Raw genomic sequence first — 25,378 nt, 5'->3', positions numbered from 1 at the left:
GGTCAGTGAGCCTGCAGGTGAATGCCGCACTCGAGCTTGCGGCCGGACCAACGGCCCGAGCGCGGGTCGCTTTCGTCGAAGGGCAGGCTGGTACATGGAGCGCAACCGATGGAGGTATAACCCTGTTCGTAGAGCGGGAGCAATGGGATCGAGTGCTGCTCGGCGTAATGCCAGACGTCGCGAGTGGTCCACTCTGCGAGGGGGCTGAGCTTGGCGAGAATTTTGCCGGTGGGCAGGGTGAAGAACTCGTGCCGCTGCAGGTTTGCTCGCGACTTGGACTGCTGGCGGCGCAGGCCGGTGACCCAGGTGGTGTAAGAGCCGAGGGCGCGGAAGAGCGGCTCGACCTTGCGCAGGCCGCAGCAGCGGTCGGGTGCGGTCTGATTGAGAATGCCGAATTGCGCCTCCTGATCGGCGACGGACTGCTCAGCCTCGACGTTGACGAGATTCAGGTTCCACTCGGAGGCAATGCGATCGCGATAGACGAGTGTTTCCGGGAAGTGATAGCCGGTCTCGAGGAAGATGACGGGGATCTGCGGCTGAAGCTGGAGCACCATGTGGAGCACGGCGACGTCTTCGGCCTGAAAGCTCGAGGAGATGCAGGCGCGATGCGCGTTCTGGAGGTGCTCGCGGAGGAAGATCGAGGCGGTGAGAGCGAGAGCGTCAGATGCCGAGGCCGTTGTCATTGTCGTCTTCTCCTGTTGGGGCTGAGGCGAGGCGGTGGATTTCGTTGAGAATCTCGTCGGGGCCGGCGTAGACGAGGTCAGAAGGCAGCTGAATGGGCTTGGCATCGGCCACGTCGGCCCGTGTGAATGTAATGGGCGTGGCTTCATTTGACTCAAGGATCACGAATGCGCCGAGGCGCGCAAAGGTGAGCAGCTGGGGTGAAACCGGGGCCCAGGTACGTAAGACGATGGCGCCTTCGGCGCGAAGGGATTGTTCGATCCGAGTGGCGTGACCGGAACGATAGCCGACGTTGAGCAACCCTATGGTTGCATGTGATCCGGTTGCGTTGAATGTGTCGTGGATTGCGCGGATCATGGCGGCGCCGGCAGTGGTGTTGTCTGTGGGATCGATGAGGATGAGGCTGCCGGTGGCGCGGCTATCGCGATAGAGATCAGCGATCAGAGGGCGGCTCGTTTCGATAACGATGTGGCCGATGTCGTTGAGGGATAGCTGAGAGGCTGAGTTTTCGGCGAGGTGTTCGACGTCGATTCGAGAGCGGAGTTCGGTGATCGTTGCGCGAAGGTTCTGGCTGGTGTGCTTGAGCATGTAGCTTGCGCCGGGACGAAGGGGCTTCGAATGCATCCAGACGACGGTGGCTTCAATGTGGCTGGTTTTGCGGGGCGGGGCGGCGATGGAGGTGATCATATCGCCGCGGCTGAGGTCGATTTCGTCTTCGAGAGTGAGGACTACGGATTGAGGGGCGCGGGCATGGGTCAGCTCGCCATCGTAAGTTGCAATTGTGCGGACGCGGGTGCGGCGGCCGGAGGGTAAGGCGAGGACTTCGTCGCCGGGATGGACTGAGCCGGCGGTGATCTGGCCCGCGAAGCCGCGGAAATCCTGATGGGGGCGGACGACGCGCTGGATGGGCATCCGAAAGGTTGCCTGTGTGCGCTCGATGGCAAGGGGGAGGGATTCAAGCAATTCGAGAATGCTGGGGCCGGTGTAGAACGGCATGCGTGTGCTGCGATGGACGACATTGTCGCCGTCGAGGGCGCTGACGGGAACAGGGATCAGCTGCGGGATTTCCAACTGACGCGCGAGGCCATGCAGGCTGTCGCTGTGACGATGGAAGACTTCTCCGGAGAAGTCGACCAGGTCCATTTTGTTGATGGCGGCGATAACGATGGGGATGCCGAGCAGGCCAGCGATGCAGGCATGGCGGCGGGTCTGGGCCAGGATGCCTTTTCGAGCGTCGACAAGGACGATGGCGACGTCGGCGGTGGAAGCGCCCGTTGCCATGTTGCGCGTGTACTGTTCGTGGCCGGGGGTGTCGGCGATGATGAATTTGCGTTTCGGTGTGGAGAAGTAGCGGTAGGCGACGTCGATGGTGATTCCCTGCTCGCGTTCGGCGCGAAGACCGTCGGTGAGTTGGGCGAAGTCGATGGCGGCGTTGTGGGTAACGGAGCGGATGTGATCGTCGTAGACGTTGTGCGAGTCGTAGAGCAGGCGGCCGATGAGGGTGGACTTGCCGTCGTCGACGCTGCCGGCGGTGGAGAAGCGGAGCAGGTCTTTGGCGAGTTCGGCTTCGAGGCGTTGCTCGATGGGTTCAAGAGCTGGATCGGATGGGAGAGCGAGGACTGGATTTGTTGCGAGGACTCCCTCAGGGGCTAAAGCCCCATTGATTCTTGGGTCCGTTAGGGCACGGCTAAAGCCGTGCCCTTTCAAAGCCGGAGCCGGGGCGGATATTCCTTGAGGTGCGTGTTGTTCTGCAGTGGCCATCAGAAATAGCCCTCGCGCTTTTTCATCTCCATCGAGCCGTCCTGATCGTGGTCGATGATGCGGTTGGCGCGCTCGGAATTGCGGACGGCCATTAATTCCTCGATGATCTTGGGCACGGTGTCGGCTTCGGAGCGGATGGCGCCGGTGCAGGGGCTGCAGCCGAGAGAGCGGAGGCGGCAGGTGACCCATTGCTCTTCTCCGGGAAGGCCCTGGATGAAGGGCTGTTCGAGAGGGATGAGCGAGTCAGCGCGCACGAGCATTTTTCGTGACTTAGCAAAGTAGAGCGGGACGATGGGGATTTTTTCGAGATGGATGTAGTGCCAGATGTCGAGCTCGGTCCAGTTGGAAAGCGGGAAGACGCGGATGCTTTCGCCCGGGCCGATGCGGCCGTTGAAGAGGCTCCATAGTTCGGGGCGCTGGTTTTTTGGATCCCACTGGCCGGCGGCGTCGCGGAAGGAGAAGATGCGTTCTTTGGCGCGAGATTTCTCTTCGTCGCGGCGCGCGCCACCGAAGGCTGCATCGAAGCCGTGGGCGCGGAGGCCATCGAGAAGAGCCTGGGTTTTGAGCAGTCCGCAGCAACGCTGGGTGCCGAGCTTGATGGGGTTGGCTCCGTCGGCGAGGGCTTCTTCGTTGCGCCAGACGATGAGTTTGAGGCCGAGTTCGGCGGTGTAGCGATCGCGAAATTCGAGCATCTCGCGGAATTTGTAGCCGGTATCGACATGGAGGAGCGGGAACGGGATCGGTGCGGGGTAGAAGGCCTTTTGCGCCAGGCGGAGCATGACGGAGGAATCTTTGCCGATGGAGTAGAGCATCACGGGGTTCTGGAACTCAGACGCGACCTCGCGGAAGATGTGGATGCTCTCGGCCTCAAGGATCTGGATGTGGCTGAGGCGCTCCTGTGAAACGGGCTCGTCGGCGAGCGGGGCCGGATCTGATTTGACCGGGTTGGATTTCTGAAGGATTGCGGTCGCTGTCATGCGTTTCCTTTGTTGTTTTAGGGGCAATAAAAAACCCGCGGCGGCGGGAAGGCTGCGGCGCGGGGTATGGGGAATTCCGGTGAGTCTGGTGGTGGCTTATCCCATAGTCCGGCGCGGCGCACAACAACATGCGCAACAAGCGACCGGCATGGAACAGAGACTCATTGGGACTACTATACGGGTGTCCCGGGAGCAGGTCAAACCAGAGGGGCTGTCTCTTGCCGGATTGGTGAGTCATTTCTGCCCCGATTGACGCTTACCTAGTAGAATCGAACTCCTCCCCACCGAGGTCGACATGCACGATATCAAGGTTTCGAAGTCCTTTGAAATCACACGCCGCGCCGTGGTACTTGTAGCTTTCGCTGCCGTGCTTTTGCCCATTGCAACCCGGGCGCAGACCACTTATCACGACCCCAAAGGCCGTTTTGATCTGCAGGTTCCGACCGGATGGAGCGCGGCACCCGACAGCGGAGCCGATCAGATTATCGTCCACCATGGAGCTGCACAGGCCATCATCGCGGTGATCCAGCAAAACAAGTCAAATTCGATGACCGCGAAGGAGTTTGTCGATTCGACTGTGATCGAGTTTAAGCAGCAATGCCCCACCACCCAAGAGCGACAAAGCGGCACAGTCACGCTGGCTGGCGCGCCGGGCATCTATACGATCGTCACGTGCAGCGACCCCAAATCGCCAGCCGTTGCCGAGGCCTCGGCAGTGCTTACGCCGAACTACTACATGGTCGGCTTCACCATGATCTCGCCGCTCAGTCAGTACTACGCAAATCTGCCAGTGCTCGACGGAATCCGCACCAGCCTTCACGTGACCGGAAACGACAGCACCCCAGCGGTATCGAAGGACGCGGACCCGCTGGGGGTGACGGAAGCCAAGAAGGCCTGTGCGGTTGGCGCGTTTACGCAGGAGGAGTGCGCGAGACAGATCGGCATTCAATACAGCAAGCAGACAGCCGGCGAAGACACAGCTGCAGCAGCAAAAGCCAACGTCTATCGCGATCCAAGCGGGAGATTTTCTTTTTCCATTCCTGAGGGCTGGACCGCGACCTCCGAAGGCGACAAAGGAATCAATGGCGTACAACTTCGGTCGGGTTCCAACTGGATCAACGTTATTCCGGTAGATCCGGCACCGAGCGCGAGTGAAGTTGTGCTCCGCTACGAAACCAACATGGCGGCGAAATCGAATAGCGGCCGCAAACCGCCCTTTGGGTCGACCGGACTTTTGCAGCTTTTCGGCCATGGCGTTGAGTTGACCTGGGACAATTTCAGCGCGAATGGTGCGGACGGCACCGCGAGAGACAGCTACATCGGTGGTGTCAGCGAGGTTTCGGGTACGGGGCAGAATCACCTGCTGCTGGTTGCGTCCATCGACGGGCAGCAGAAAGATGACGGCGGAAAAGCCTTTCTTACCGTCGGCCAGAGCATTCAATTCGGGGCGCATTAGTTCGCCTTGGCGACGCGAAACCGCTCTAGTGCGGAAGCTGCTGCCGTTCTGGAGCTTCCGGCGTCAGCAGGACAGCCATGCGTTTGTCGCCAGAGTCCGGATGGGATTTCGCGGATGATTTGGCGATGGAGCCGGGATGTGGCGATGGTGTTTTGATTCCGGTTTCGGGCAACGCATAGGTCAGCGCCATGGCGGCCCAGTTTGTGCCTGCGGCAGATATCCATTGATTGGGTCCGTGGGGGAAGCCGGCGTCGAACCATGGCTGGAATCCGAGAGCGCGGGTCTGCACGTACCAGGAACCGTCTTCCTGCTGGTTGCCCAAGAGCCACTTGACGCCATGCTGGTAGGCAGGACTGGAAGCAGAAACACCAGCGAGATGGAGCGCCACCAGGCTTTTGCCGGTGGCATATGCGGTGCTCTGCATGGTGGGTAGATCCGACCATCCGCCATCAGGGTGTTGCGCGGCAAGCAGTTCTTTCACGGCCTGTTGCATTGCTGCTTTGTTTGTTCCCGCCCAGGCAAGGCCGGCAACGCGCCAGCTGCGGTCTTCGTTGTTGTAGGAGCGCGCATTGGCAATCCAGTTTGCGGCGAGGCGAATCGACTTGCGGTATTCCTCTGCGTTGGCTTTAGGTGTGTAGAGCTGCAGGGCGTGCATGGCTCGCGCGGTCTGACCGACGTAGTCGAGACAAATGGGTGGGCGGGCATCGGCATGCTGCGCGGGCCATTCACCATTTGAGTGCTGGCGTTGAAGGATGTAGAGAGCGGCCGTGTCGGTATTGAGGTCGGGCTTGTAGCCTTCAGCAGCGAGTCCCATCAACTGGTAGGCGAGGACGCCCTCGCTGAAGGTGTCCTCCGTGGGAACGATGAACCCCTGGTGCATGCGATCACGGATTTTGGCAAGCACCTCCCCATTGGCTTTTACCTGCGAAGCGTCGGTTTTTTCGTCGATCTGGAAGCCATGCTTGCGAGAAAGGCCCATGGTCATAGCGGTGAGGCTGTTGTCGTGGCAGGAGACGCAGCCGGAGTTGGTGATGAAGTTGACATCGGCGCGTTGCAGGTGGGGAATGGTGTCCTGGACAGCGCGCTGAATGGTGTTGTCGCGACGCATGCGGAGAGAAACGGGCGTGTACGGAGCCGGTTTCGCGCCGGCTTTCAGGAGCAGCTTGACGACGGGCGTATCTCCGTTATGGCGGGCGATATCGAGTGGCGTGAGGCCTTCATCGCCGGTTTTTGCATGCTTGTCGATGGCGTTGACGTCGGCGCCGCGATCGATGAGGAGTTGCACAGTCTCGACGGGAAGCATATCTGAGACTGCGGCATACATGATCGGCGTGCGGCCGAGCGGGTCGTAGCCATTGGCGTCGGCACCGCGATCGAGCAAGGTGCGGACGTCGCGCAGATCGGCTAGGACGACGGTGTCATCGAGTGAAGCGGTGAGAACGTTCTTGTCGTCGATCTGCTTGAGGATGCGAGCGACGCAGCTGGAGCAATGAGCGGTGATGGCCATGGTGAGGCCTGTTTCGCCGGCCATTTTGGCGTCGGCCCCGTGATCGAGGAGCAGGCCGACGACCTGAGGATCGCCTAAGGTAAGGGCTTCGATGAGCGGGGAAGACTCATTCTCGGGACGGTAATTGGGGTTGGTTTTGGCGCCGTGATCGAGGAGGAGCTTGACGATGGGCGCGCCGCCAGGACGACGAGCGGCGATCATGAGCGGGGTGCGCATGTCGTCAGACCGGGCATTTGAATCCGCGCCGTGATCGAGCAGGAGGCGGGTTTTCTCAAGATTGGTGGCAGCCCACATCAAGGCGGTTGCGTTGGCGTCGTTGTGTTTGTTGGGGTCGGCGCCCATCTTCAAAAGACGCGCCAATGTTGGCACATTGGTGTAGAGCACGGCGTACATGAACGGCGTGGAGCCTTCGGGTCCGCGGCCGTTGAGCAGCGCTGGATCGGCGGTGGCGGCTTTGAGGAATGAGGGCAGGTCGGCAGCGCGGAGGGCATCGACCATGGCGATCGCTTTGGGATCGAAGGGTGGCAGATCTACTTCGTTGGCGAGGGCGTCAGGCCATTCGGCTCCCTGATCGATCCAGGATTTGACGGTGGCAATCTGTTCGGGGCGAAGCGCGCCGGTGGGAGGCATCTGTGCGCCGTATTCCCCGATCAGGCGGTAATAGACAAAGCTGTTGCTGCTGCTTCCGGGCACGACGCGGCGCGAGAACGACTTCATCACGGAGCTTCGACGATCGAGCCTCATGCCTGCACGCTGCTTGGCGGGGCCATGACAATCGCCGCATTGCTCGCGGAAGATGGGCAGAACATCGCGGCCGAAGTCGACCTTGGCGGGAGTTGATGTCTGGGCAGACGAAATGCCTGTGACAATGGCTAAGCAGAGAGAAAGTGATGCGAGTCCCGAACGTGTCACGGTGGCCTCCACCTGAATTGCTTATTGGGCTTCCTTACGGACCTCTCCTAAAAGTGATTTCAGAAGGCCGGGCGTGTCTCATTTTTTGAAGGAAGGTCCCGCTGCTTGCTCAGATTTCATTTGCGCTGAAACGAAGGGGGGCCGGGAAAGGCGCAGACGTTCTAAGTCACGTCGAATGCTAACCGTGAGTCGACTCGAAGTAAAGGAATATCTCCAAAGCAGGCATTTACTTACATACCGCTGCCCATTTGGCACGAGGAGAAGAAACAGAACTGCGACCTTTTAGTTCTCGGAAGGATCTTGGATGTGATCGATGACGAAGACACTGACGGGAGCTGTAGTGAAGATCAAAGCGCCGATTGTGGCGAGACAGAGCCGGATTCCTGCGGAGGCCCGATTCTCAGTGAAGTGACATATCCGGATTACATCAGCAGAGTTTGTCGGCGGCTGCGGCGAGATCGAAATCCTTTTGCGAGATGCCGCCGGCGTCGTGGGTGACGAGGGCGAGGCGCACCTTGTTGTAGCGGATGTCGATGTCGGGGTGGTGGCCGGCGTTCTCGGCAACGTCACCGACCTTGTTGACGAAGGCGAGAGAGGCGCGGAAGTCCTTGAAGAGGAAGGTGCGGACGAGCTCGCCTGATTCGATCTGCCAGTCTGGGACGGCGACGAGGCGGGATTTTATTTCGGAGTCGGATAAAGGCGGCATGAGAATCCTCCTGGGGGGAATCGGTCCGGCGAGGCAGCAGGCGGACCCAAGCACTCACTATAAGTTGGGATGCGGGAGTGCAGTTGAAATTTGTGCGCTGGCTATGGTAACTAATCGTTTAGTTGTTACGTCCAACAAGAAGTAAGGCTGGATCATGGCTGTAGCCGATCGAATGGAATCAATGAGTTAAGGATGCCTCCGAAGAAATCAAACACGTTAACCGAAGCCGAGTTGAGACTGATGAAGATTCTATGGCGGCGCGGCGAGTCGGCGGTCAACGATCTTGTTGCGGCGATGCCGGATGACGAACCGCTGGCGTACAACTCGGTGCTGACGACGATCCGGATCCTGGAGCAGAAGGGTTACGTGGAGCATCGGCAGGAGGGGCGCGCGTTTGTCTACTGGCCGGTGGTGCTGGAGAACGAAGCAGGCCGCAGCGAAGTGAAGCACGTTCTGAGCAGATTTTTTGGAAATTCGCGGGAGCAGTTGTTGTTATCACTGTTGGATGATGGCAAGATTTCGCGGGAAGAACTGGAACGGTTGAAGGCGGCGATTCGTAATGCAACACCCGATGAGGTCAACGACGTCTAGATGATGCACCTGGCGACACAGATCGGCGATCTCGGAATGGCCGCTCAGGTTGTGTGGGAGCGGCTTGCTTCGGGGTTTGAACCTGCTGCGACTACGCTGGTGACTTCAATCTGGCAGGGAGCTGTCATTGTTTGCGGGCTGGAGATTGCGTTGAGGCTGATGCCGCGCATTTCTGCCGCACATCGCTTTGCGGTATGGGCGGCGGGGTTTGTGATCGCTATGGGACTGCCGTGGTTGCCGCAATTGCATTTCGGTACGAGCGGAGCGGTATCTGGCGCGGCGGGAGTGGCGGGGAGCGCTACGGCGCCGCTGTTACAGCTGGATGCGCGTTGGGTGTTTGCCATTGCGGTGCTCTGGGTTGGAGTATCGGCGGTTCGCGGGGCACGTTTGGCGCTGCACTCAATTCGGCTAAGGTGGTTGTGGAAGGCCGCTCAGCCAGTTGAGGTGAGTGAGGCGCTCGCAGCGGCGATCGAGGATGTGCGCGGCGGGCGGGTGGCAATTTGCACGACGGAGACGCTGGACCGGCCGAGCGTGATCGGGTTCCTGTCGCCGCGGATTTTGATTCCCGCATGGCTGATGGCACGGTTGACGCCCGACGAGCTGGAGCAGATCGTTTTGCACGAAGCGGAGCACCTGCGGCGGCGCGATGACTGGACGAACCTTGCGCAGAAGCTGGCGCTTGTTTTGTTTCCGCTGAATCCCGCACTCGTGTGGATGGAGCATCGACTGTGCCGTGAGCGGGAGATGGCGTGCGACGAGGGCGTGGTACGGATTACGAATGCGCCGCGAGCGTATGCAGCATGCCTGGCGAGCCTGGCAGAGCGTGGACTGGAGCGGCGGGCTGAAGCGCTGTCGCTGGGTGCGTGGCAGAGACGGCCGGAACTGGTGCACCGGGTGCACGGAATTCTCTGGCGGAAACGCAGCCTGAGCACGGCCGCAGCGGCCGCGCTGCTGGGCACGGTGGGATGCGCGTTGGTGGCCGGATCGGTCGAGATGGCGAGGTGTCCGCAACTGGTGGCGTTTGTGCCGGAACAGAAGAACCTGGCCATGACGCCGGCGAGACAACGCGAGATGTCCGCGATGCTGGCGCGTGAGAACGCCGAAGCGAAGATGACGCTGCCGCCGGGGTTCCGCACGGAAACGGCCAAGGCAGTGATGCCGGAGATTAACCGCACGCTCCCGGTGAAGCCGGCGAACCATGCGGCCCGGAAAAGCCCGGCGGTGAACACCCATGCAATGGAAAGTGCGCGGCAGATCGAGAAGGCTGATGCGGCCGGCGATCGCGTGAATGCGGGAGCAGAGCAGCAGTGGGTTGTATTAGCTGCATGGGAAGAAGTACGGACGGTAAGCCGCACCTCAAATAGCGTGTCGGACTATGACGCGAGCTCCGCTATGACTGCCGACGATGGAGCGACAGCGAATCAGCAGTCGGACAATGGCAAAACGGTTGGAACTGCAACCAACGGGTTGCAAAATCAGAAGAGCAGCAGCTACACGGTGACGCGGCTAATTTTGAGAGTAATTCCTGCGAATGCAAAGTCAACTCAGCCGGAGAATGGGGTAGTGCGCGGCGGCTGGTTCGTGATTCAACTGTAAGTTCAAACTCAAAACATCAAGGTGAGGGAATATGTCAGCAACAACTAATTCATTAGTGGCAAGAGTGAGAAAGTTTGGCGCACCGGTCGGGGCGGCTGCCGCGGTGCTCCTGGGCTTTTCGTTTCTGATTGGGCATTGTGTTGCGCATGCGGCGGCCAATGGGGCGACTTTGAACGGCGGCGCTCCGATGGATGACAGTAGCGTGTCGTCGCTCGTGGCTCTGGATAACGCCGTGGAAGCGGTTGCGGCGCGGGTAACGCCGGCGGTGGTGAATGTGTCGGTAACGGCGCGTGTATCCGCGCAGGAAGCTGACGGCGATGACGACGGGCAGGATTCGGGCGGCGGTCATATTCCGCAGAACGCGATTCCGCCGGAGCTCCGCAGGTTCTTCGGTCCGTCTGAAGGCGGGCAGGCGCAGCCGCAGATCGAGCACGGAATTGGCAGCGGCATCATCATTTCGCCGGACGGTTTCATCGTGACCAACAATCATGTGGTGAACGGAGCGACGCAGGTTCGCGTGACACTGAATGACCGGCGCGTGTTTCCGGCGAAGGTGGTTGGCGTGGACAAGCTAAACGATCTCGCGGTGATCAAAATCAACGCGAACAACCTGACGACGGTGGCATGGGGCGACTCGACCAAACTGCGTCCGGGACAGACGGTGCTCGCATTCGGGAGCCCGTTTGGATACTTCCAGTTCTCAGTCACGCGCGGCATCGTGAGCGCACTCAATCGACCGAATCCGTACTCGGACGATGCGCGGAAGCCGGGCGATTTTATTCAGACAGACGCGGCAATCAATCAGGGCAACTCGGGCGGACCGCTGGTGGACGCGCGTGGAGAGCTTGTCGGCATCAACACGTTCATCATCACGAATAACGGATCGTTTGCGGGAGCCGGATTTGCGATTCCCTCGCAGATCGTGCGGGCTTCAGCGGAGGCGATCATCAAGGACGGAACGGTTCACCACGGCTATCTCGGCATCAGCATGAACGATGTGACGCCGGACAATTCAACCTTCTTCAACCTGCCGGATGCGACGGGCGCAATCGTAAGCCAGGTGACGCCTGACTCGCCGGCTAGCCGCGCGGGATTGAAGAGCGGCGACGTGCTGCGTGAATTGAACGGCAGCAAGATCAGGAATGGCGGCCAGTTGCAGGTTGTGGTGAGCCAGACTGCGCCGGGTACCGATATCAAGCTGGGCATTCTGCGCGATGGAAAGCCGGAAACCCTGAGCCTCAAAGTCGGCGAGTACAAGGGCGAGAAACAGGTCGCGGAGAACGAAGGCGATGGATCACACCAGCGCGGAAAGCTTGGGCTGGGTGTAGGCGATCTGACGCCGGATATGCGCCAGCAGTTGAATATTCCGTCGCAGGTAAAGGGCGCGGCGATCGAGAGCGTTCGGCCTGCAAGCCCGGCGGAAGATGCAGGGCTGCAACCTGGAGACGTGATCCAGGAAGTGAATCGCAAGCCAGTTCAGAATTCGCAGGAGTTTGCAGATGACGTGCACGCTGTTCCGGCAGGCAAGGACATCCTGCTGCTGGTGTGGTCGCACGGCGGCGCAAGCTACCGCGTGGTGCACGCGGCGCAGGGCGAACAGAACGGCGACTAAGTAACGCGTTGTAAGCAAGACTGACGGCCGCCGCATCTCCTCGAAGTGCGGCGGCCCTTTTTGCTTGTGGATGATCTGCGGTGGAGAGTCAGGAAACGAACGGAGGCGCGGCTTGCGGATAAGTGCGTCAGGCTCCGTGCTTCAGGATGGCCGCCGGGATGTGCGCGAGAGAAAGCACCTTGTGCACACCGTCGAGCTTGATGGCTTCCTTGGGCATGCCAAAGACGACGGAGCTGGCTTCATCCTGCGCGATATTGAATGACCCGGCGTGCTTCATCTCGAGCATGCCGCGCGCGCCATCGTCGCCCATGCCGGTGAGGATGACGCCGACGGCATTGGGGCCGGCGTAGCGAGCCGCGGAACGAAACAGCACATCGACGGAAGGACGATGGCGACACACGAGCGGACCATCCTTGATCTCGACAAAATAGCGTGCGCCGCTGCGGCGGAGCAGCATGTGATGATTGCCGGGAGCAATGAGAGCACGGCCGCGCAGCACGGTGTCATTGGTCTCTGCCTCTTTGACGGTGATGGCGCAGAGAGTGTCGAGCCGGTTGGCGAATGCGTGCGTGAAAAGTTCAGGCATGTGCTGCACTATAACGATGCCGGGAGCGTCTGGCGGGAGCGTTTCGAGCAGCGACTTCAAAGCTTCTGTGCCTCCGGTGGAGGCGCCTACGACGATTACCTTCTCTGTGGTTTCCGCCATGGCGTGCGTGGCCTGCGGGAGGATGACGTCGGCGGTGAGCTTGGGCTCGACGGTGCGCTCGATGCGCGGCTGGGTGAGACGGGCGTGCGCTGCGGCTTTAACAACATCGCAGATGGATGTGCGCGAGTCTTCGAGATATTGCCGCGTTCCGAGGCGCGGCTTGGTGATGATGTCGACGGCGCCGTAGTCGAGCGCGCGCAACGTGCTTTGCGCACCTTGATCGGCGAGGCTTGAGCAGATGACGACGGGGACTGGATGCTGCGTCATGATGGTCTTGAGAAAGGTGAGGCCATCCATCCGGGGCATCTCGATGTCGAGTGTGATGACATCGGGGACTTCCTCAGCGATGCGTTCGGCAGCGACGAAGGGATCGGAGGCGGTGCCCATGACTTCGATTTCGGGGTCGGCGGCCAGCAGGTTGCTGAGTGCCTGACGCACAACCGCTGAATCATCCACAATCAGTACCCGGATCTTTCTGGCTGTCATCGCTTCCCTCGCTCCTTCTACGTCCGCGCCAGAGTTTGCGGATCCATGCGGGCTAATGGACGCAACAGAACCTCTCCGGTGGCGGTGTTGAATTCGATGAAGATGCCGCAGCTTCCGCCTAAGCGTGATGCAAGCACCGTGAATCCCTCGTCGCCGAGAACGCGCAGGGCGGTTTCTGCATTCATCGCACCCACGGTCGCAGTCTTGCGCGATGAGGCCAGAACGTCGGCGCCGCCGAAAAGCTTTACTTCCACTTCTTCACGCCGGGCACCGAGAGCGTCGAACTCATGCGCCAGTTCACGGATCACGTAGTCCACGTAGCGCCGGGCGTTGACCGGGTCTGACCGCACCGGGGGCCTTGACGCATGTGTTGGGAGCATGGGATGGCACAGGGCTGAGGCATCGAGGCGCGGCACGCGAAAGGTAATCCCGACGCAGGAGCCCAGGACCGTCTTCAAGACGGAAGGGCCGGAGACGAGGCGCGATTCTCCCGGTTGAAGATAGAACTCTGGCAGTTCAGCCACAGTTGTGGGCATGGGCTTTCCGATACAGTGCCGGAGCCACCGGCACGACCGGCAGATCCATATCGTGCAGTGTCTCCGAGTGGCCTACGAACAGGTAGCCCGAGGGTGTGAGGTTGTGCACCAGTTTGCGCAGGATGCTCTCTTGCGTGGCGCGATCGAAGTAGATGAGAACGTTGCGGCAGAAGATGGCGTCGACTCTTTCCGCGAGTGCGTAGTCGGCGTCCATGAAGTTAAGACGGCGGAACTCGACGAGACTGCGTAAGTCTGGCACGACGCGGACACGTTTTGAATCGTGGCTGCGCATGAGGTACTTGCGTTTCAGCGCGAGTGGAACTGGCGTGACACATTCCGATGAGTAGATGGCGAGCTGCGCCTTCTCGAGGACCGTTGTGGAGATGTCGGTGGCCAGGATGCGAAAGCGAAACCCGGGATGCGACTCGGCAAATTCGCTGAGCACCATAGCCATGGTGTAAGGCTCCTCGCCGCTGGAGCAGCCCGCACTCCATGCGCAGAAGGGACGGCCGTTCAAGGCCAATTCCGGCAGCGCTCGCTGCGTCAGGTAATCGAAGTGAGCCGGTTCGCGAAAGAAGTCGGTCTTGTTGGTGGTGATTACGTCAATGAGAAAGACGAGTTCCTCTCGCACACCCCGGCGCTCGAAGACGAACTCGCAATAGCTGGCGTAAGTTGCCATGCTCAAGGCCCGCAAGCGCCGCTTGAGGCGGACCTCGACCATGGTTTTCTTCTCCGGACTCAGGCAGATGCCGGTCTCGGCGTAGATGAGCTCGCGCAGCCTCGCAAAATCACGGGCGGAAAGCCCATCTTCGTGGACGGCATGAGCCTCAGTCACAGTCTTCTCCCTCACGCGGCAACTGCTTCGGGTAACGGCTTTTCCTGGCCGTGGAAGGATGCGAGTTCGCCGGCCGAGAATACGCGGTCGATGTCCAGGATCATGATGAAGTTGTTTTCGCGCTTGCCCATACCCTTGATGAAGTCGACGCGAATCTGCGTGCCGATGCGTGGCGCGGGCTGAATCTGTTCGGGCTCAAGATCGATTACTTCCTCGACGGAATCGGCAAGCGCGCCAATAACGGTTGGCTCGTCGTCGAGCATCACTTCAACGACGACAATGCAGGTATTGCGCGTGCTGACAGTCTTTGTCATCTCAAAACACAACCTTAGATCGACGACCGGGACCACGCTGCCGCGCAGATTGATAACGCCCGCCATGAACTCAGGCGTGCGCGGGATTTGTGTAATTGCGGTTAGATCCAGAACCTCTCTCACCTTGGCCACGTCGGTGGCGAATATCTCGTTGCCGAGCTTGAAGGTCAGGTACTGGCGCGTTTCCGTGATTTCGTTCACGCTCATGAATGCTCTTCCTTTCTCGTGTGGCGTGTGAATTCCGGGTGCGCCGCGTAAACCACCGCGGCGCCCCGCGCCTTTAGTACCGCTCAAACTCACCGTCAAGATCGTCCTGCCGGTCTTTCATGCGCAGCGATACACCTTGTTTGGAAGCAGGCGCAGGCCCATGTCCGTGCGCTTTCGGATTCGGCTGCGCAACCGTGGGACGCGGCGTGGCGGCTTTCATCCCGGGCTTGTGAGTTGGAGCATCGCCTTCATCACCGGTGTGGAAGAACGAGAGAGCGCTGACTAGTTGTTCAGACTGCCCGGTCAGTTCCTCGGTCGTGGAAGCCATCTCTTCGGCTGCCGAGGCGTTCTGCTGGATCACCTGCTCCAGTTGCTGCAGCGCCTTGTTGATCTGCTCGGAACCCGTATCCTGCTCTTTGCTGGCAGCCGAGATCTCCTGCACCAGCTCGGCGGTGCGTTGAATATCGGGAACGAGTTTTTCGAGCATTTCGCCCGATTTTTCGCTGACTCGCAGCGTGGTGGTGGAAAGCTGGTTGATTTCGCCGGCTGCTTTCTGGCTGCGCTCGGCGAGTTTGCGGACTTCGGCGGCCACCACGGCAAAACCCTTGCCATGCTCACCGGCGCGAGCCGCTTCGATGGCAGCGTTGAGCGCAAGCAGGTTGGTCTGGCGGGCGATCTCTTCAATGATGGAGATCTTGTTGGCGATCTCCTTCATTGCGGCCACAGCTTCGAGCACGCTCTTGCCACTCTCCTGCGCATCCTTGGCACTCTTGTTGGCAATCTTGTCTGTTTGCTGCGCATTGTCAGCATTCTGCTTGATGTTGGAAACCATCTCCTCCATGGAGGAAGAGGCTTCTTCAGCAGCAGCCGCCTGGGAGCTTGCGCCCTTGGACACCTGCACGGATGCGGTCGAAATGGATTGGCTGGCGGCCGCGACTTCGCCCGCTATGGAACGGATGTCGGAGACTGTACGCGTCAGTCCGCCGACCATGGCGACGAGCGCCTGCATCAGCTTATCCTCGGCGGAACGCTCTTTCAGCGTGATGGTGAGGTTGCCGCCGGCGATCTGTTCGGCGGCCCCCGTGATCTCGTTCATCGCGCCGATCAGCGAGTTCAGGTTATTTTTGATCAGGTTGAAATCCCCGTTGTAGGTGTCGGTGATTGGCGGCGGATTGTCTCCCTTGCTGATCCGTTCGACGTACTTGGCGGAGACAGTGAGCGGTCCGACAACGGCGTCGAGCAAGTCGTTTACGCCCTGCACGATCTTGCGGTAGTCGCCCTGGTGCCTGGCGGCGTCGGCGCGGGTTGCCAGTTTGCCGTCCAACGCGGCTTGTACCAGCATGACTCCGTCGGCAACCATCCCATTGACGGCGTCCACGCAGGAGTTGAGGTTGTTCTTGATCAGGTTGAAATCACCGTGGTAGGTATCGGTGATCTTGGCGGGAATGTCGCCCCTGCTGATGCGATCCACGTAGTTGGCGGAAACGTTCAGCGGCGTGATTACCGCATCGAGAATGCTGTTGACCCCACGCACGATCTCGGCGTATGCGCCTTGAAACTGTTCCGGCTTGCCGCGTTCGGAGAGGCGCCCTTCCTTGGAAGCGTCGGTGAGGCTAACGAGTTCTTTTTGCAGGCTCTGCACGACGATGGCCACGTTGTTCACGGCCAGCTTCATCTTTTCGTGATCGCCCTTATAAGTCTGCGCAATCAGCTCGTCGATTTTGCCGGACGAAATCCCCGCCAGAATGCGGTTGCCTTCGCCGATGGGCAGGAGAATCGCGTCCAGCATGGTGTTGGTGCCGCGCACGATCTCCGCGTACGCGCCCTGAAAGTTTTCCGGCTTGCCGCGTTCGGAGAGTTGTCCCTCGTTTGATGCCACGGCGAGACGCCCCATCTCCTTTTGCAGGCCCTGGAGCGAAAGCGCCACGTTGTTCACAGCAACTTTCATCTTTTCGTGGTCGCCCTTGTAGGTCTGAGCGATCCCTTCATCGATCTTGCCCCCTGAAATCTGCGCCAGAATGCGGTTGCCTTCACCGATCGGCAGAAGGATGGCGTCCAGCATTTCGTTGACACCCTGGATCAGCTCGCGGTCCGGGCCATTGAAGAGGGTCGCGCGCCCTCTCTCGGTCAGGCGCCCTTCCTTGGAGGCATCGACCAGGCGCATGATTTCGTTTAGCAAGGCGTCGCGGTCGTGTTGCGGAGCGACGTGCTTGCCGTTCTTCGCTTGACCGTCACTTGCGCTGTGCGGTTTGCGGGATTCGCTTACCAGTGTTGTTGACATCTCTGTGTTCCCTTCTCTCTGCCCTTGGCAGCCGTCATTGCGATCGGCGACCAGTGCAACATTTCTGAATCGTTTCCGTTCGTTGAGATTGCGCGTTCGCGACGCAAACCATCACTTTCTGCAATTGCCTTCCTGCAAGACCTTCTCGGACAAGGGCGGATGCCCGCGTGGCCGGATGGCATGGATGCACTCCAGCACAAGACGGTTGGGATCGAGGATGAGCGCCACGGTGCCGTTGCCCAGGATCGTGGCGCCCGAAACTGTCTGCACGTGGCGATAGACGCGGCCCAGGGATTTGATCATGGTCTGGCAGTTCCCAAGTACGCGATCGAAGACGAGTCCGTAGCGCCCATCTTCGGTTTCGACCAGCATGACCTGTTCAAACGCGGGCAGCGGCGCGGTTAGGTTGAAATGCTCGCGCAAGCGGATGTACGGCACGGCGTCGCCACGCACGCTGATGAGGCGCTGGCCGTGGGCACTGTCGATCTGGTTGCGCGACATTTCGATGCATTCCAGCGTCGTGGCGAGCGGAAGCACAAAGTACGCGTCGCCGACGGTGACCAGCAATCCATCGATGATGGCCAGCGTAAGCGGCAGGCGCAGCGTGACGGTGGTTCCCTTTCCAGCCTGACTGGCAACATCGATGCTTCCCCTGAGCTTGTCGATATTGCGGCGCACGACGTCCATGCCGACGCCGCGACCGGAGACATCGGTCACCTGTTTTGAGGTGGAAAAACCAGGCTGGAAGATCAAGGCGTTCAGTTCGGACTCGTTGAGCTGATCATCGGGATCGATCAATCCTCGTTCGACGGCGCGCGCGCGGACCGCATCGGCATCGATTCCGCGGCCGTCGTCGGAGACGCTGATGAGAACGCGGGCGCCGGAGTAGCGCGCGGCGAGATGAATAGTGCCGAGTGCAGGCTTGCCGCTGGCAATGCGATCTTCCGGCGAGCCGATGCCATGATCCATGCTGTTACGGATAAGGTGCATGAGCGGGTCGCTGAGCTGATCGATCACGGTCTTGTCGAGCTCTGTGTCCGCTCCCTCGATTGTGAGTTCAACATCTTTGCCCAGATCACCCGCCAGGTCGTGCACCAGGCGGCGAAACTTCTCGAAGGTGCTCCGTATCGGCATCATGCGCACGTTCATCGAGGTTTCGCGCAAGGCCGATGCCAGGCGATCGACTTCTTCGGCGACCGCGCTTATCTCGGGATCGTCGCGCCGCGCGGCGAGCTCGCCTAGGCGGGCCTGCACAGTGACAAGCTCGCCAACAAGATTCACAAACTGATCGAGCTTTGCCGCGGCCACGCGAATGCTGCTGGCGGAATCGGGCGCATCGTAGTGGCGGCGCCCCCCGCACTTATCGCGTTTCACCTGCAGCGCAAGCGCGGTCAGGTCCGATTCAACGGCGGTTTTCTCGTGAGGTTCAATCGATAGTTCGCAGCAATCTTCGACGAAGATGAAAACGTCACGGATTGCGTCGAGGCTTGTCGGCGCGCGCAACATACAGTCCCAGGCGATGTAACAGCGCTCGGGGTCGAGCTCGGGAAGAGGAGGAAGGGACGCGATGCTGCACGTCGATTCGAGTTCTCCCATCTCTGCCAGCTCACGCACCAATTGCAGCGGATCACTGCCGCGGCGCATTAGCTCGGGACCGGGAGCGAAATGAATTTTCCAGGCGCGAGTCTCAGGGCAGGCTGTCGCCATGGCGGGCTCTACGAGGGAAGCAACTGAGGTTTCCATGAGCAGCTCGCTCGGCGCGGCGATCATGCTTCGCAGGCGTTCAAGCAAACGCTCGCGACCGGCAACATCTCCCTGCTGAGAATCTTCGAGCAGAACCCGGATGTGATCGAGGGCCGTCAGGGTCAGATCGACGAGATCGGCCGTTACCGCGAGCCGGCCGCTGCGCACCTCATCAAACGCATTTTCAAGGTTGTGCGTGAAACCGGCGAGGTCGTCGAAACCGAACATGGCGCCCGATCCCTTGATGGTGTGCAGCGAACGAAAGGCACGACCCACAAGTTCCACGTCATCGCGGCGCTCGTTCAGCTCAAGCAGCGTGGCTTCGAGATCGAGCAAAATCTCGTTCGCCTCTTCGCGGAAGGCCTGGCGGAATTGATCAGCTCCGGCTGGTGTGGACACTGCCTGCCTCCTCTTCTGACCGGACCAGCAGGGATGCCATCAGCGGATAGATCCCCGTCGCGGAGAGCGATTTGTCGACTGCTTCGCTTAGTGGACCTTCGAGGATGAGGTCAGAGCCAGCCGACTTTGCGTGAAAAACGGCAGCCCACAGCAGTTGCGCGATCGTCACATCGATGGCAGAGACGGCGGCAACCTGTATGCAGACTCGTTGCGACGACGGGATGGCATCCATCAGCGCGCACTTCAGCTCCGCTGCCTGCGCGATGTCGAGGGCGTCCGCCAGCCTGATGTACCGAATGCCTTCACGGGTGTCAACGTCGACGGCCATGTTGCCTTTCGATTCCGGAGTCCTTGTCGCCCCTGATCAGCGCGCTTTGCACTGGAAGCCCGGGAGACAGATCGCCGTACGAGTCATCCATCGGCTTCGACAGGCAAAGGATGAGCCATCGGCAGCGCTTGTTTGATTGGATTTGCCTAAGGGTGGAATGCCGTCGGATTCGGGAATCCAGTGGACGGAATTGGGAATCTCTTTTTTGAAAACTGGAAGGCAGGAACTATGTGCCAGGCTGGTGCGCGCATTCACAGAAGGCTCGAGCTGCAATTCCGCGTTTCCGTATGCCCGGCGCCCGTCTGCTAGCGCACCAGCTTGTGGACTACTGCCAGCAATTGCTCGCCTTTAAAGGGCTTTACGATCCAACCGGTAGCCCCGGCCTTGCGTCCAGCGTCTTTCTTTTCCGGCTGTGATTCGGTGGTCAGCATGAGGATGGGCGTAAACGCGTATCCCTGGAGCGCACGCACTGCTGCAATCATCTGGATGCCGTCGAGGTTGGGCATATTGAGGTCGGTGATGATCATGTCGAACTTCGACTGCGTGGCCTTGGTGAGCGCATCGCGCCCATCGCAGGCCTCACCCACTTCGTAGCCGTCTTTGCGCAAGGTGAATGCTACCATTTGGCGCACGCTCGCAGAATCATCGACACTCAGAATTCTCTTCATCAAAGAAACCCTCCTTGACTGCGTCGCTGAAGGCGACTGGCTCACTGTCAGAACAATTCAACTTCATTGGGCGTTGTCGCGGCTCCTTCCACCGGCATTGCTTCGCCAAAGAGCGCAGCGCGCAGGATGCGCCGCTCCAACTCGCTCGTGTAAGCAGCGGCGCATTCAGATTCGATCTGCTTCCAGTCGCTTTCGCTCAAACTTGTCGCAGAAATTGGGGTGAGTTCATTTGCGTGTTCGATTTCGTTGCGCGCCTCTGACAGCATGGTGACAGACTGCATGAGCCGTACTGCGATGCAGGCGAGCATTGTGATTTGGTTGTGGATGACCGCCACCGCGCCCTCAATCTTTTCGCCGTTAGAATTGGCAATTACGGCGGCGTGGCTAAGTGCTCGAAGGCCGGCCTGGCTCTGCTTTCGTGTGTTACGAAGACCTTCCATGCTGGCGCGGGCCATGGTCCGATGCGCTTCTTCGGCACGCGCCGAAGAGCTGAGCATGGCTTCGAGCGTGTCGCCGGATCGATCGGTCAGTGCTGACCAGCCGGTTGAGATACGGCCGATATTCCGTGTGATTTCGAGGACCGCAGTGGCCTGGGATCCCAGATGACGCGCTTCAATCATGGAGTTGAAGTTCAAGAGCCGCATGCGGTCGCGCGTGCATCTGGAACGCTCGAGGTGTAACTTCGCGATCCGCATCAGGTCGCCAAGGCCGGCGAGACAAGACTCGATTTCCGCATCGTCGGCTTCGCACTCCTGCTCAAAGCGTTCGATGCGTGCGAGCTGCGCAGACAGACCACGCTCCTGCGCCAAGATGCGGGCGCCGACGGCTACAACATCCGACGAACTGACGTGCAGGATACTTTCAAGGCATCGATTGATCTTGATGATCCACCCTTCCGTGCTGGCGCGCGCGCTTTCGATCTGCAGAGCCTGGACTCTGAGGATTGAAAAACTCCGCGCATCGGGGCCCCCAGTTTGTCCCTCGGAGCTCGCGATTTCGCCGGATACGCGGATCAGCGCGTCCCGCACGTGCTCGGCCTGCTGGCGGGTTACGTCTTGCAGTTGCACGGCTTCGACAACACTGGAGATGTCCGCCGCGATGACAGCCACGCACTGCTGAAAATCGGCAGGGACGTTTTCGAGCTGTGCCAGCGAGGTCTCCATTGCGGCGATCGCCTCGCTCATTTCCAACTCGATGTTGCTGAGGTACTTGCGTCTTCTCTGAAGGGTGAGAGTGAATTTATGCCGGCGATCGATGATGCTTGTGCGTCGCTGCGCAGCCTCGGCCCTTACCTCCTCGGCGCCGGAGGAAGCGATCGCAGAGAATTCGTCGAGTTCCCGCGCCATGTATCCGAAACGCCGCCCGTCCGCTCCCAGGCGGGCAACTTCAATGCTGGCCAGCACGCCAAGTGTTCTTCCTTCGCGCGCAATCGAGCGCTGTCCCGCGGTGAGCGTCAGCAGGTTCTCAATCATGCCGGCTTCGCCCGTGAACACGGTGCCGATTGCGGCGATCGATTGGACCCGTTCGGCGCTGAACCGGCGCGCCGCGGCGTCGAGCGTGCGAGCCATTGGAACAATGGAGCGCACCCAATCTTCGCGTACACAGGCAACGATGGCGGACGTGAGATCAAGAACGCCCTCAACCTCCGTCGCCAGCTTTTCGAATTGCGTGGCAACGGCTCGGATGTCCGCGCCGGACGCGGTTAAGGATGATTCCAGCAATGCGCGGGCATGCTCGACCGCGGAGCGTGCTTTGAGCATGCTGGTCTGGCCGCATTCGAGGGTCGCACATTGCATGACTGGGCGCAGCTTTGCCACGAGCCTTGTCTCGATTAAAGAGAGACTCGTTGAACCGGAAAGACGCTTCTCCAACGCGGACTCTCCGCATCTCTCTTTGCTTATCGTCGCGCCAGTTCGGGACCGTTAGGTGATGGATGGCGGCATGTGAGTGAAGTAAGCGCACGGGAGGAGGCGGACACGAGCGCGCGCGCGTGAAACTGAATAACAATTCTGCCTACTCGTTGCTCGTCTTTGAATGACTTAACGCTCCGCCGAGCCATCCGTTGTGCGCCAATTCCACCTACTGCCTAAGTGCCCTTGTCCGCAGAGCATGAAGGACCATGCGCCAATTTTGCCTACTAGCGTCATTCTAAAAGGCAAACGCGATTATCGTGCGGTTCTCAGAAGAAGCGAAAGGCTATGTCCTAGACAAGCAGCGGCGAACGATGGTTACTTGTCCGGAAAGGCGACTATTCGGCCAAGTGGAAAGTCGCTGACGTATCAGGCCAAGTTTTCATTCCGTCCGTAATGCGCGAACCGGATCAACCGACGCTGCGCGAATAGCAGGGATGAACGCCGCTCCGGCTGCGCAAATCGCCAGAACCGTCGAAGCCGCGGCGAGAATCACGGGATCGTACCCGCTGACGTGGAACAGGAGGCTATTCATCAGCTGCCCCATAAACAGGCTTGCCGGAATGCCCAATGCAAGACCCACGACAAGTTGAGCGATCGCTCCCCGGATCACCATACGCACGATGAGCGCGCGGGAAGCCCCGATCGCCATGCGGATCCCGATCTCGCTGGTGCGACGCGTCACGAAATACGACATTACCCCGTATAGGCCGACCGACGCGAGAATCAATGATAGAAGACCGAATGCCGAGGTGAGCCGCGCAATGAGCCGCTCCTGGTTGAAATTGCTGGCCACTACCGAGTCATACGAAACGAAGCGAAAGACGGAAAGTTCGGGATCTATCTCTGCCATCGTCTTTCGCACCGTCATTTCGATGTCGGTGGGTGAACCCGCGACCTGGAGAATAACGGAGTCGAGATACATCGATGCCTTTTCGCCAGCATCATCCTCCTGGCTGGTGTAACCAGTGAATCGCTGGGTGTTGGGAACAAGGAACAGTGGGCGGGATTCGGCGCGAGGATCTGTCAGGACAAAATCAGAAAAGACGCCGACAATTTCGTACTCGCTGGAGTATTTCGCCCCTTCTCGCCCGAAGTGCATGCCGATTGGATCATGCTCGGGCAAGAACTTCTTTACAAAGGCTTGATTGACAATCGCTACAGGCATTGAAAACGCTTGATCACGCTCAGTCAATTTGCGACCGCGGACAATGGGCACGCCTACTGAATCGAGAAACTGCGCGCTCACACGATCCCAATCGGAGAAGCACTTGTCCTCCTGGCCCGGATCGGATTCACCTTGCAGCGAGACGCAGGTTCCCCATTGGTTACCGCCGAGGGGAATGTACCTGGCGAAGCTCACATGGGCGACGCTCGGCAATGCTCCCAGTCTTTCTTCGATTTGACGGTACAGGCCCGCGACGCGATCGACGGTGTATCCGGCACCTTCGAGATCCATCTGGAAGGTGTAGCGATTGGCAGTTTCGATCCCGAAGTTCTGATGCTCCAGATTCATAAGCGACCGGGTCAGAAGAAACGTGCTGGAGACCAGAACGACAGACATGGCAAGCTGCAGAATCACGAGTGTGCGTTGCGGGATAGAAGCGCGGTCCCGGCTGGCGATATTGGCTCCGCGCAGGGATTCGGATGGCTGCGCGTGCGAGGCCGCCCATGCGGGAGCCACGCTGAAAATCGTACCAGTCAATAGCGACACGACGAATGTAAACACCAGGACCGGCCACGAAGGCTCGGCATGCAGGGGCATATTGTGGGCCTCTGGGTAAGCCAACGCAAGAATGGCGTGAGCGCCGAACCAGGCGACACCCAGAGCTGCCACGCCTCCGGCTACGCTGAGCAGCAGGCTTTCGATCAGGATCTGACGAATGATTCTGAACCGGGCTGCGCCAAGAGCCATCCGAACGGCTACATCGATCCGTCGGGCTGTCGATCGCGCCAACAGTAAGCTGGCGATGTTTGCGCAGGCCATGAGCAGCACCACGCAGGAAAGAAGCATTAACAGGCGCAGGTTCGCGCCGGATTGTTGCTGGAGTTTCTGGATTCCTCCACCTGCTCGGGCAAGCATTACGTGCTGGCGTGGGATGATTGCAGATCCACCGTGCTCGGTGAACCTGGGCCATTCCCGCATCCACTGCCGCAGCACCGAGGACAACTTGGCTTCGAGCGCCGGTTTTTGGACACCGGTTCGCAGCCTGCCCAATGGATAAAGCCATGCGGTCAACGGTTGTGTTACCGCCGCGTTTGCTCCTTCAATCTCGATCTCGGCGGAGAGGGGCATCCACAGGTCCGGAGGAATCGAAGCGATGCGATCGCCAAAGAATCCCGATGGCGCCACGCCCGCCACGGTGAACGGATGCCTCTGGACATACACCGTTGCTCCGACGATTGACGGATCGCGGCCGAATTCGGTTTCCCATGCCATGTAGCTCAACATCAGCACGGGCTGAGCTCCCGGGCGGTCGTCACTATCGGCGAACGGGCGACCGAGATATGCGCCGACGCCGAGGGTATTGAAGTAATTCCCGGAGACAAACTCCGTCCGGAGCGGACGTGGCGCAGCCGAGCCGTATTGTACGGTGTATCCGCTGCCTCCAGCCTGCACCGCCGCTAGCTGCTCGAACTCCGGCGCCGCTTGCCTGAAGCGGCGATACAGATCATTAGAGAAGAGGTCGAAATCGCCGTCCGGGTATTCGAAATTGCCATGATAGCAACATGTGTTGCGGTCGCCGATGCGGTAGAGGCTCGCTGGATCGGACACCGGCAGGGAACGGAGCAGAAATCCCTCGACCAGCGTGAAGATGGCGGTGTTGGCACCGATGCCGAGTGCCAGGGTGGCGATTACAATGAGGGTAAAACCGGGCGAAGAACGCAGCCGGCGCATGGCGTAGAGCAGGTCGCGGCCTAACGAAGTGACGAAAGGAATGTCGCGGCGGGTGCGATAGGATTCCCTTATTTGAGTGACGCCGCCGAACAGGCGCAGCGCAGCCATGCGGGCCAACTCGGGCGTCATACCGCGACGGATATTGTCTTCCATTGCCGATTCGATATGCGATTCAAGTTCCTGGTCTAGATCCTTGTCGAGCCTGCGGCGATCCAGAAACGCCGTGCAGCGGCTGAACATTTCCCGAAGCCAGTCCATTGGTCACTC

General features: G+C 59.8%; 19 protein-coding genes. 4 read left to right on the top strand and 15 right to left on the bottom strand.

What is annotated here, in order from left to right; translation table 11 throughout:
* Window positions 1-2 precede the first annotated feature (2 nt).
* Genes VK574_RS20180 through cysD form a run of 3 tightly spaced genes read right to left on the bottom strand, consistent with a single transcriptional unit; the run spans window position 3 to window position 3,419 of the window.
* Window positions 3-683 (bottom strand): phosphoadenylyl-sulfate reductase, encoded by a 681-nt coding sequence (locus tag VK574_RS20180; RefSeq protein ID WP_472801674.1) that lies wholly within the window; start codon window positions 681-683, stop codon window positions 3-5.
* The gene (locus tag VK574_RS20175) at window positions 661-2,442 is read right to left on the bottom strand and encodes a sulfate adenylyltransferase subunit 1 (RefSeq protein WP_472801673.1); all 1,782 of its coding nucleotides are present in this window, start codon (window positions 2,440-2,442) and stop codon (window positions 661-663) included. The genes VK574_RS20180 and VK574_RS20175 overlap by 23 nt, the downstream gene beginning before the upstream one ends.
* The gene (cysD, locus tag VK574_RS20170; RefSeq protein WP_472801672.1) at window positions 2,442-3,419 is read right to left on the bottom strand and encodes a sulfate adenylyltransferase subunit CysD; all 978 of its coding nucleotides are present in this window, start codon (window positions 3,417-3,419) and stop codon (window positions 2,442-2,444) included. The genes VK574_RS20175 and cysD overlap by 1 nt, the downstream gene beginning before the upstream one ends.
* A gap of 295 nt (window positions 3,420-3,714) precedes the next feature.
* Between cysD and VK574_RS20165 the strand changes: the two genes are divergently transcribed.
* Window positions 3,715-4,875, top strand: a complete 1,161-nt coding sequence (locus VK574_RS20165; RefSeq protein ID WP_472801671.1) for a hypothetical protein — start codon at window positions 3,715-3,717, stop codon at window positions 4,873-4,875.
* A gap of 25 nt (window positions 4,876-4,900) precedes the next feature.
* On the opposite strand, the gene VK574_RS20160 is transcribed toward VK574_RS20165, so the two are convergent.
* Window positions 4,901-7,294, bottom strand: coding sequence for an ankyrin repeat domain-containing protein (locus VK574_RS20160; protein ID WP_472801670.1), 2,394 nt, complete (start codon window positions 7,292-7,294; stop codon window positions 4,901-4,903).
* 427 nt (window positions 7,295-7,721) lie between these two features.
* The gene (locus VK574_RS20155) at window positions 7,722-8,000 is read right to left on the bottom strand and encodes a 4a-hydroxytetrahydrobiopterin dehydratase (RefSeq protein ID WP_472801669.1); all 279 of its coding nucleotides are present in this window, start codon (window positions 7,998-8,000) and stop codon (window positions 7,722-7,724) included.
* A 192-nt stretch (window positions 8,001-8,192) separates the two neighbouring features.
* Between VK574_RS20155 and VK574_RS20150 the strand changes: the two genes are divergently transcribed.
* From VK574_RS20150 to VK574_RS20140, 3 genes are all read left to right on the top strand, one after another.
* Window positions 8,193-8,591 (top strand): BlaI/MecI/CopY family transcriptional regulator, encoded by a 399-nt coding sequence (locus VK574_RS20150; protein WP_472801668.1) that lies wholly within the window; start codon window positions 8,193-8,195, stop codon window positions 8,589-8,591.
* Window positions 8,592-10,187, top strand: a complete 1,596-nt coding sequence (locus VK574_RS20145; RefSeq protein ID WP_472801667.1) for a M56 family metallopeptidase — start codon at window positions 8,592-8,594, stop codon at window positions 10,185-10,187.
* 64 nt (window positions 10,188-10,251) lie between these two features.
* A complete protein-coding gene (locus VK574_RS20140) occupies window positions 10,252-11,799 on the top strand; it encodes a trypsin-like peptidase domain-containing protein (RefSeq protein WP_472801666.1) in 1,548 nt (515 codons plus the stop codon).
* Window positions 11,800-11,926: 127 nt separating this feature from the next.
* Here VK574_RS20140 and VK574_RS20135 read toward each other — a convergent pair whose 3' ends face one another.
* The 10 genes from VK574_RS20135 to VK574_RS20090 all read right to left on the bottom strand — a co-directional run bounded on the left by VK574_RS20135 (window position 11,927) and on the right by VK574_RS20090 (window position 25,369).
* On the bottom strand, window positions 11,927-12,991 hold the full coding sequence (locus VK574_RS20135; protein WP_472801665.1) for a protein-glutamate methylesterase/protein-glutamine glutaminase: 1,065 nt from the start codon (window positions 12,989-12,991) through the stop codon (window positions 11,927-11,929).
* 17 nt (window positions 12,992-13,008) lie between these two features.
* Complete coding sequence (locus tag VK574_RS20130) at window positions 13,009-13,527, bottom strand: chemotaxis protein CheD (RefSeq protein WP_472801664.1); 519 nt, start codon at window positions 13,525-13,527, stop codon at window positions 13,009-13,011.
* Window positions 13,508-14,362 (bottom strand): CheR family methyltransferase, encoded by an 855-nt coding sequence (locus VK574_RS20125; RefSeq protein ID WP_472801663.1) that lies wholly within the window; start codon window positions 14,360-14,362, stop codon window positions 13,508-13,510. The genes VK574_RS20130 and VK574_RS20125 overlap by 20 nt, the downstream gene beginning before the upstream one ends.
* Window positions 14,363-14,373: 11 nt before the next feature.
* Window positions 14,374-14,883, bottom strand: a complete 510-nt coding sequence (locus VK574_RS20120; protein ID WP_472801662.1) for a chemotaxis protein CheW — start codon at window positions 14,881-14,883, stop codon at window positions 14,374-14,376.
* Between the two features lie 73 nt (window positions 14,884-14,956).
* Entirely contained in the window at window positions 14,957-17,164 is a 2,208-nt protein-coding gene (locus tag VK574_RS20115) for a methyl-accepting chemotaxis protein (protein WP_472801661.1), read from the bottom strand.
* A gap of 111 nt (window positions 17,165-17,275) precedes the next feature.
* Complete coding sequence (locus tag VK574_RS20110) at window positions 17,276-19,306, bottom strand: chemotaxis protein CheA (protein ID WP_472801660.1); 2,031 nt, start codon at window positions 19,304-19,306, stop codon at window positions 17,276-17,278.
* Window positions 19,284-19,634 (bottom strand): STAS domain-containing protein, encoded by a 351-nt coding sequence (locus tag VK574_RS20105; protein WP_472801659.1) that lies wholly within the window; start codon window positions 19,632-19,634, stop codon window positions 19,284-19,286. Before VK574_RS20105 ends, VK574_RS20110 begins: the two co-directional genes overlap by 23 nt.
* A gap of 305 nt (window positions 19,635-19,939) precedes the next feature.
* On the bottom strand, window positions 19,940-20,302 hold the full coding sequence (locus tag VK574_RS20100; RefSeq protein ID WP_472801658.1) for a response regulator: 363 nt from the start codon (window positions 20,300-20,302) through the stop codon (window positions 19,940-19,942).
* Between the two features lie 47 nt (window positions 20,303-20,349).
* Window positions 20,350-22,119 (bottom strand): hypothetical protein, encoded by a 1,770-nt coding sequence (locus VK574_RS20095; RefSeq protein ID WP_472801657.1) that lies wholly within the window; start codon window positions 22,117-22,119, stop codon window positions 20,350-20,352.
* A 475-nt stretch (window positions 22,120-22,594) separates the two neighbouring features.
* A complete protein-coding gene (locus VK574_RS20090) occupies window positions 22,595-25,369 on the bottom strand; it encodes an ADOP family duplicated permease (RefSeq protein WP_472801656.1) in 2,775 nt (924 codons plus the stop codon).
* Window positions 25,370-25,378: the final 9 nt, after the last annotated feature.

It is taken from the genome of Occallatibacter sp., assembly GCF_035317045.1.
In the GTDB taxonomy this organism is placed as follows: Bacteria; Acidobacteriota; Terriglobia; order Terriglobales; family Acidobacteriaceae; genus Telmatobacter.
Note: the sequence above shows the minus strand (reverse complement) of the source record. Positions and strands in the feature narration are given on the sequence as shown.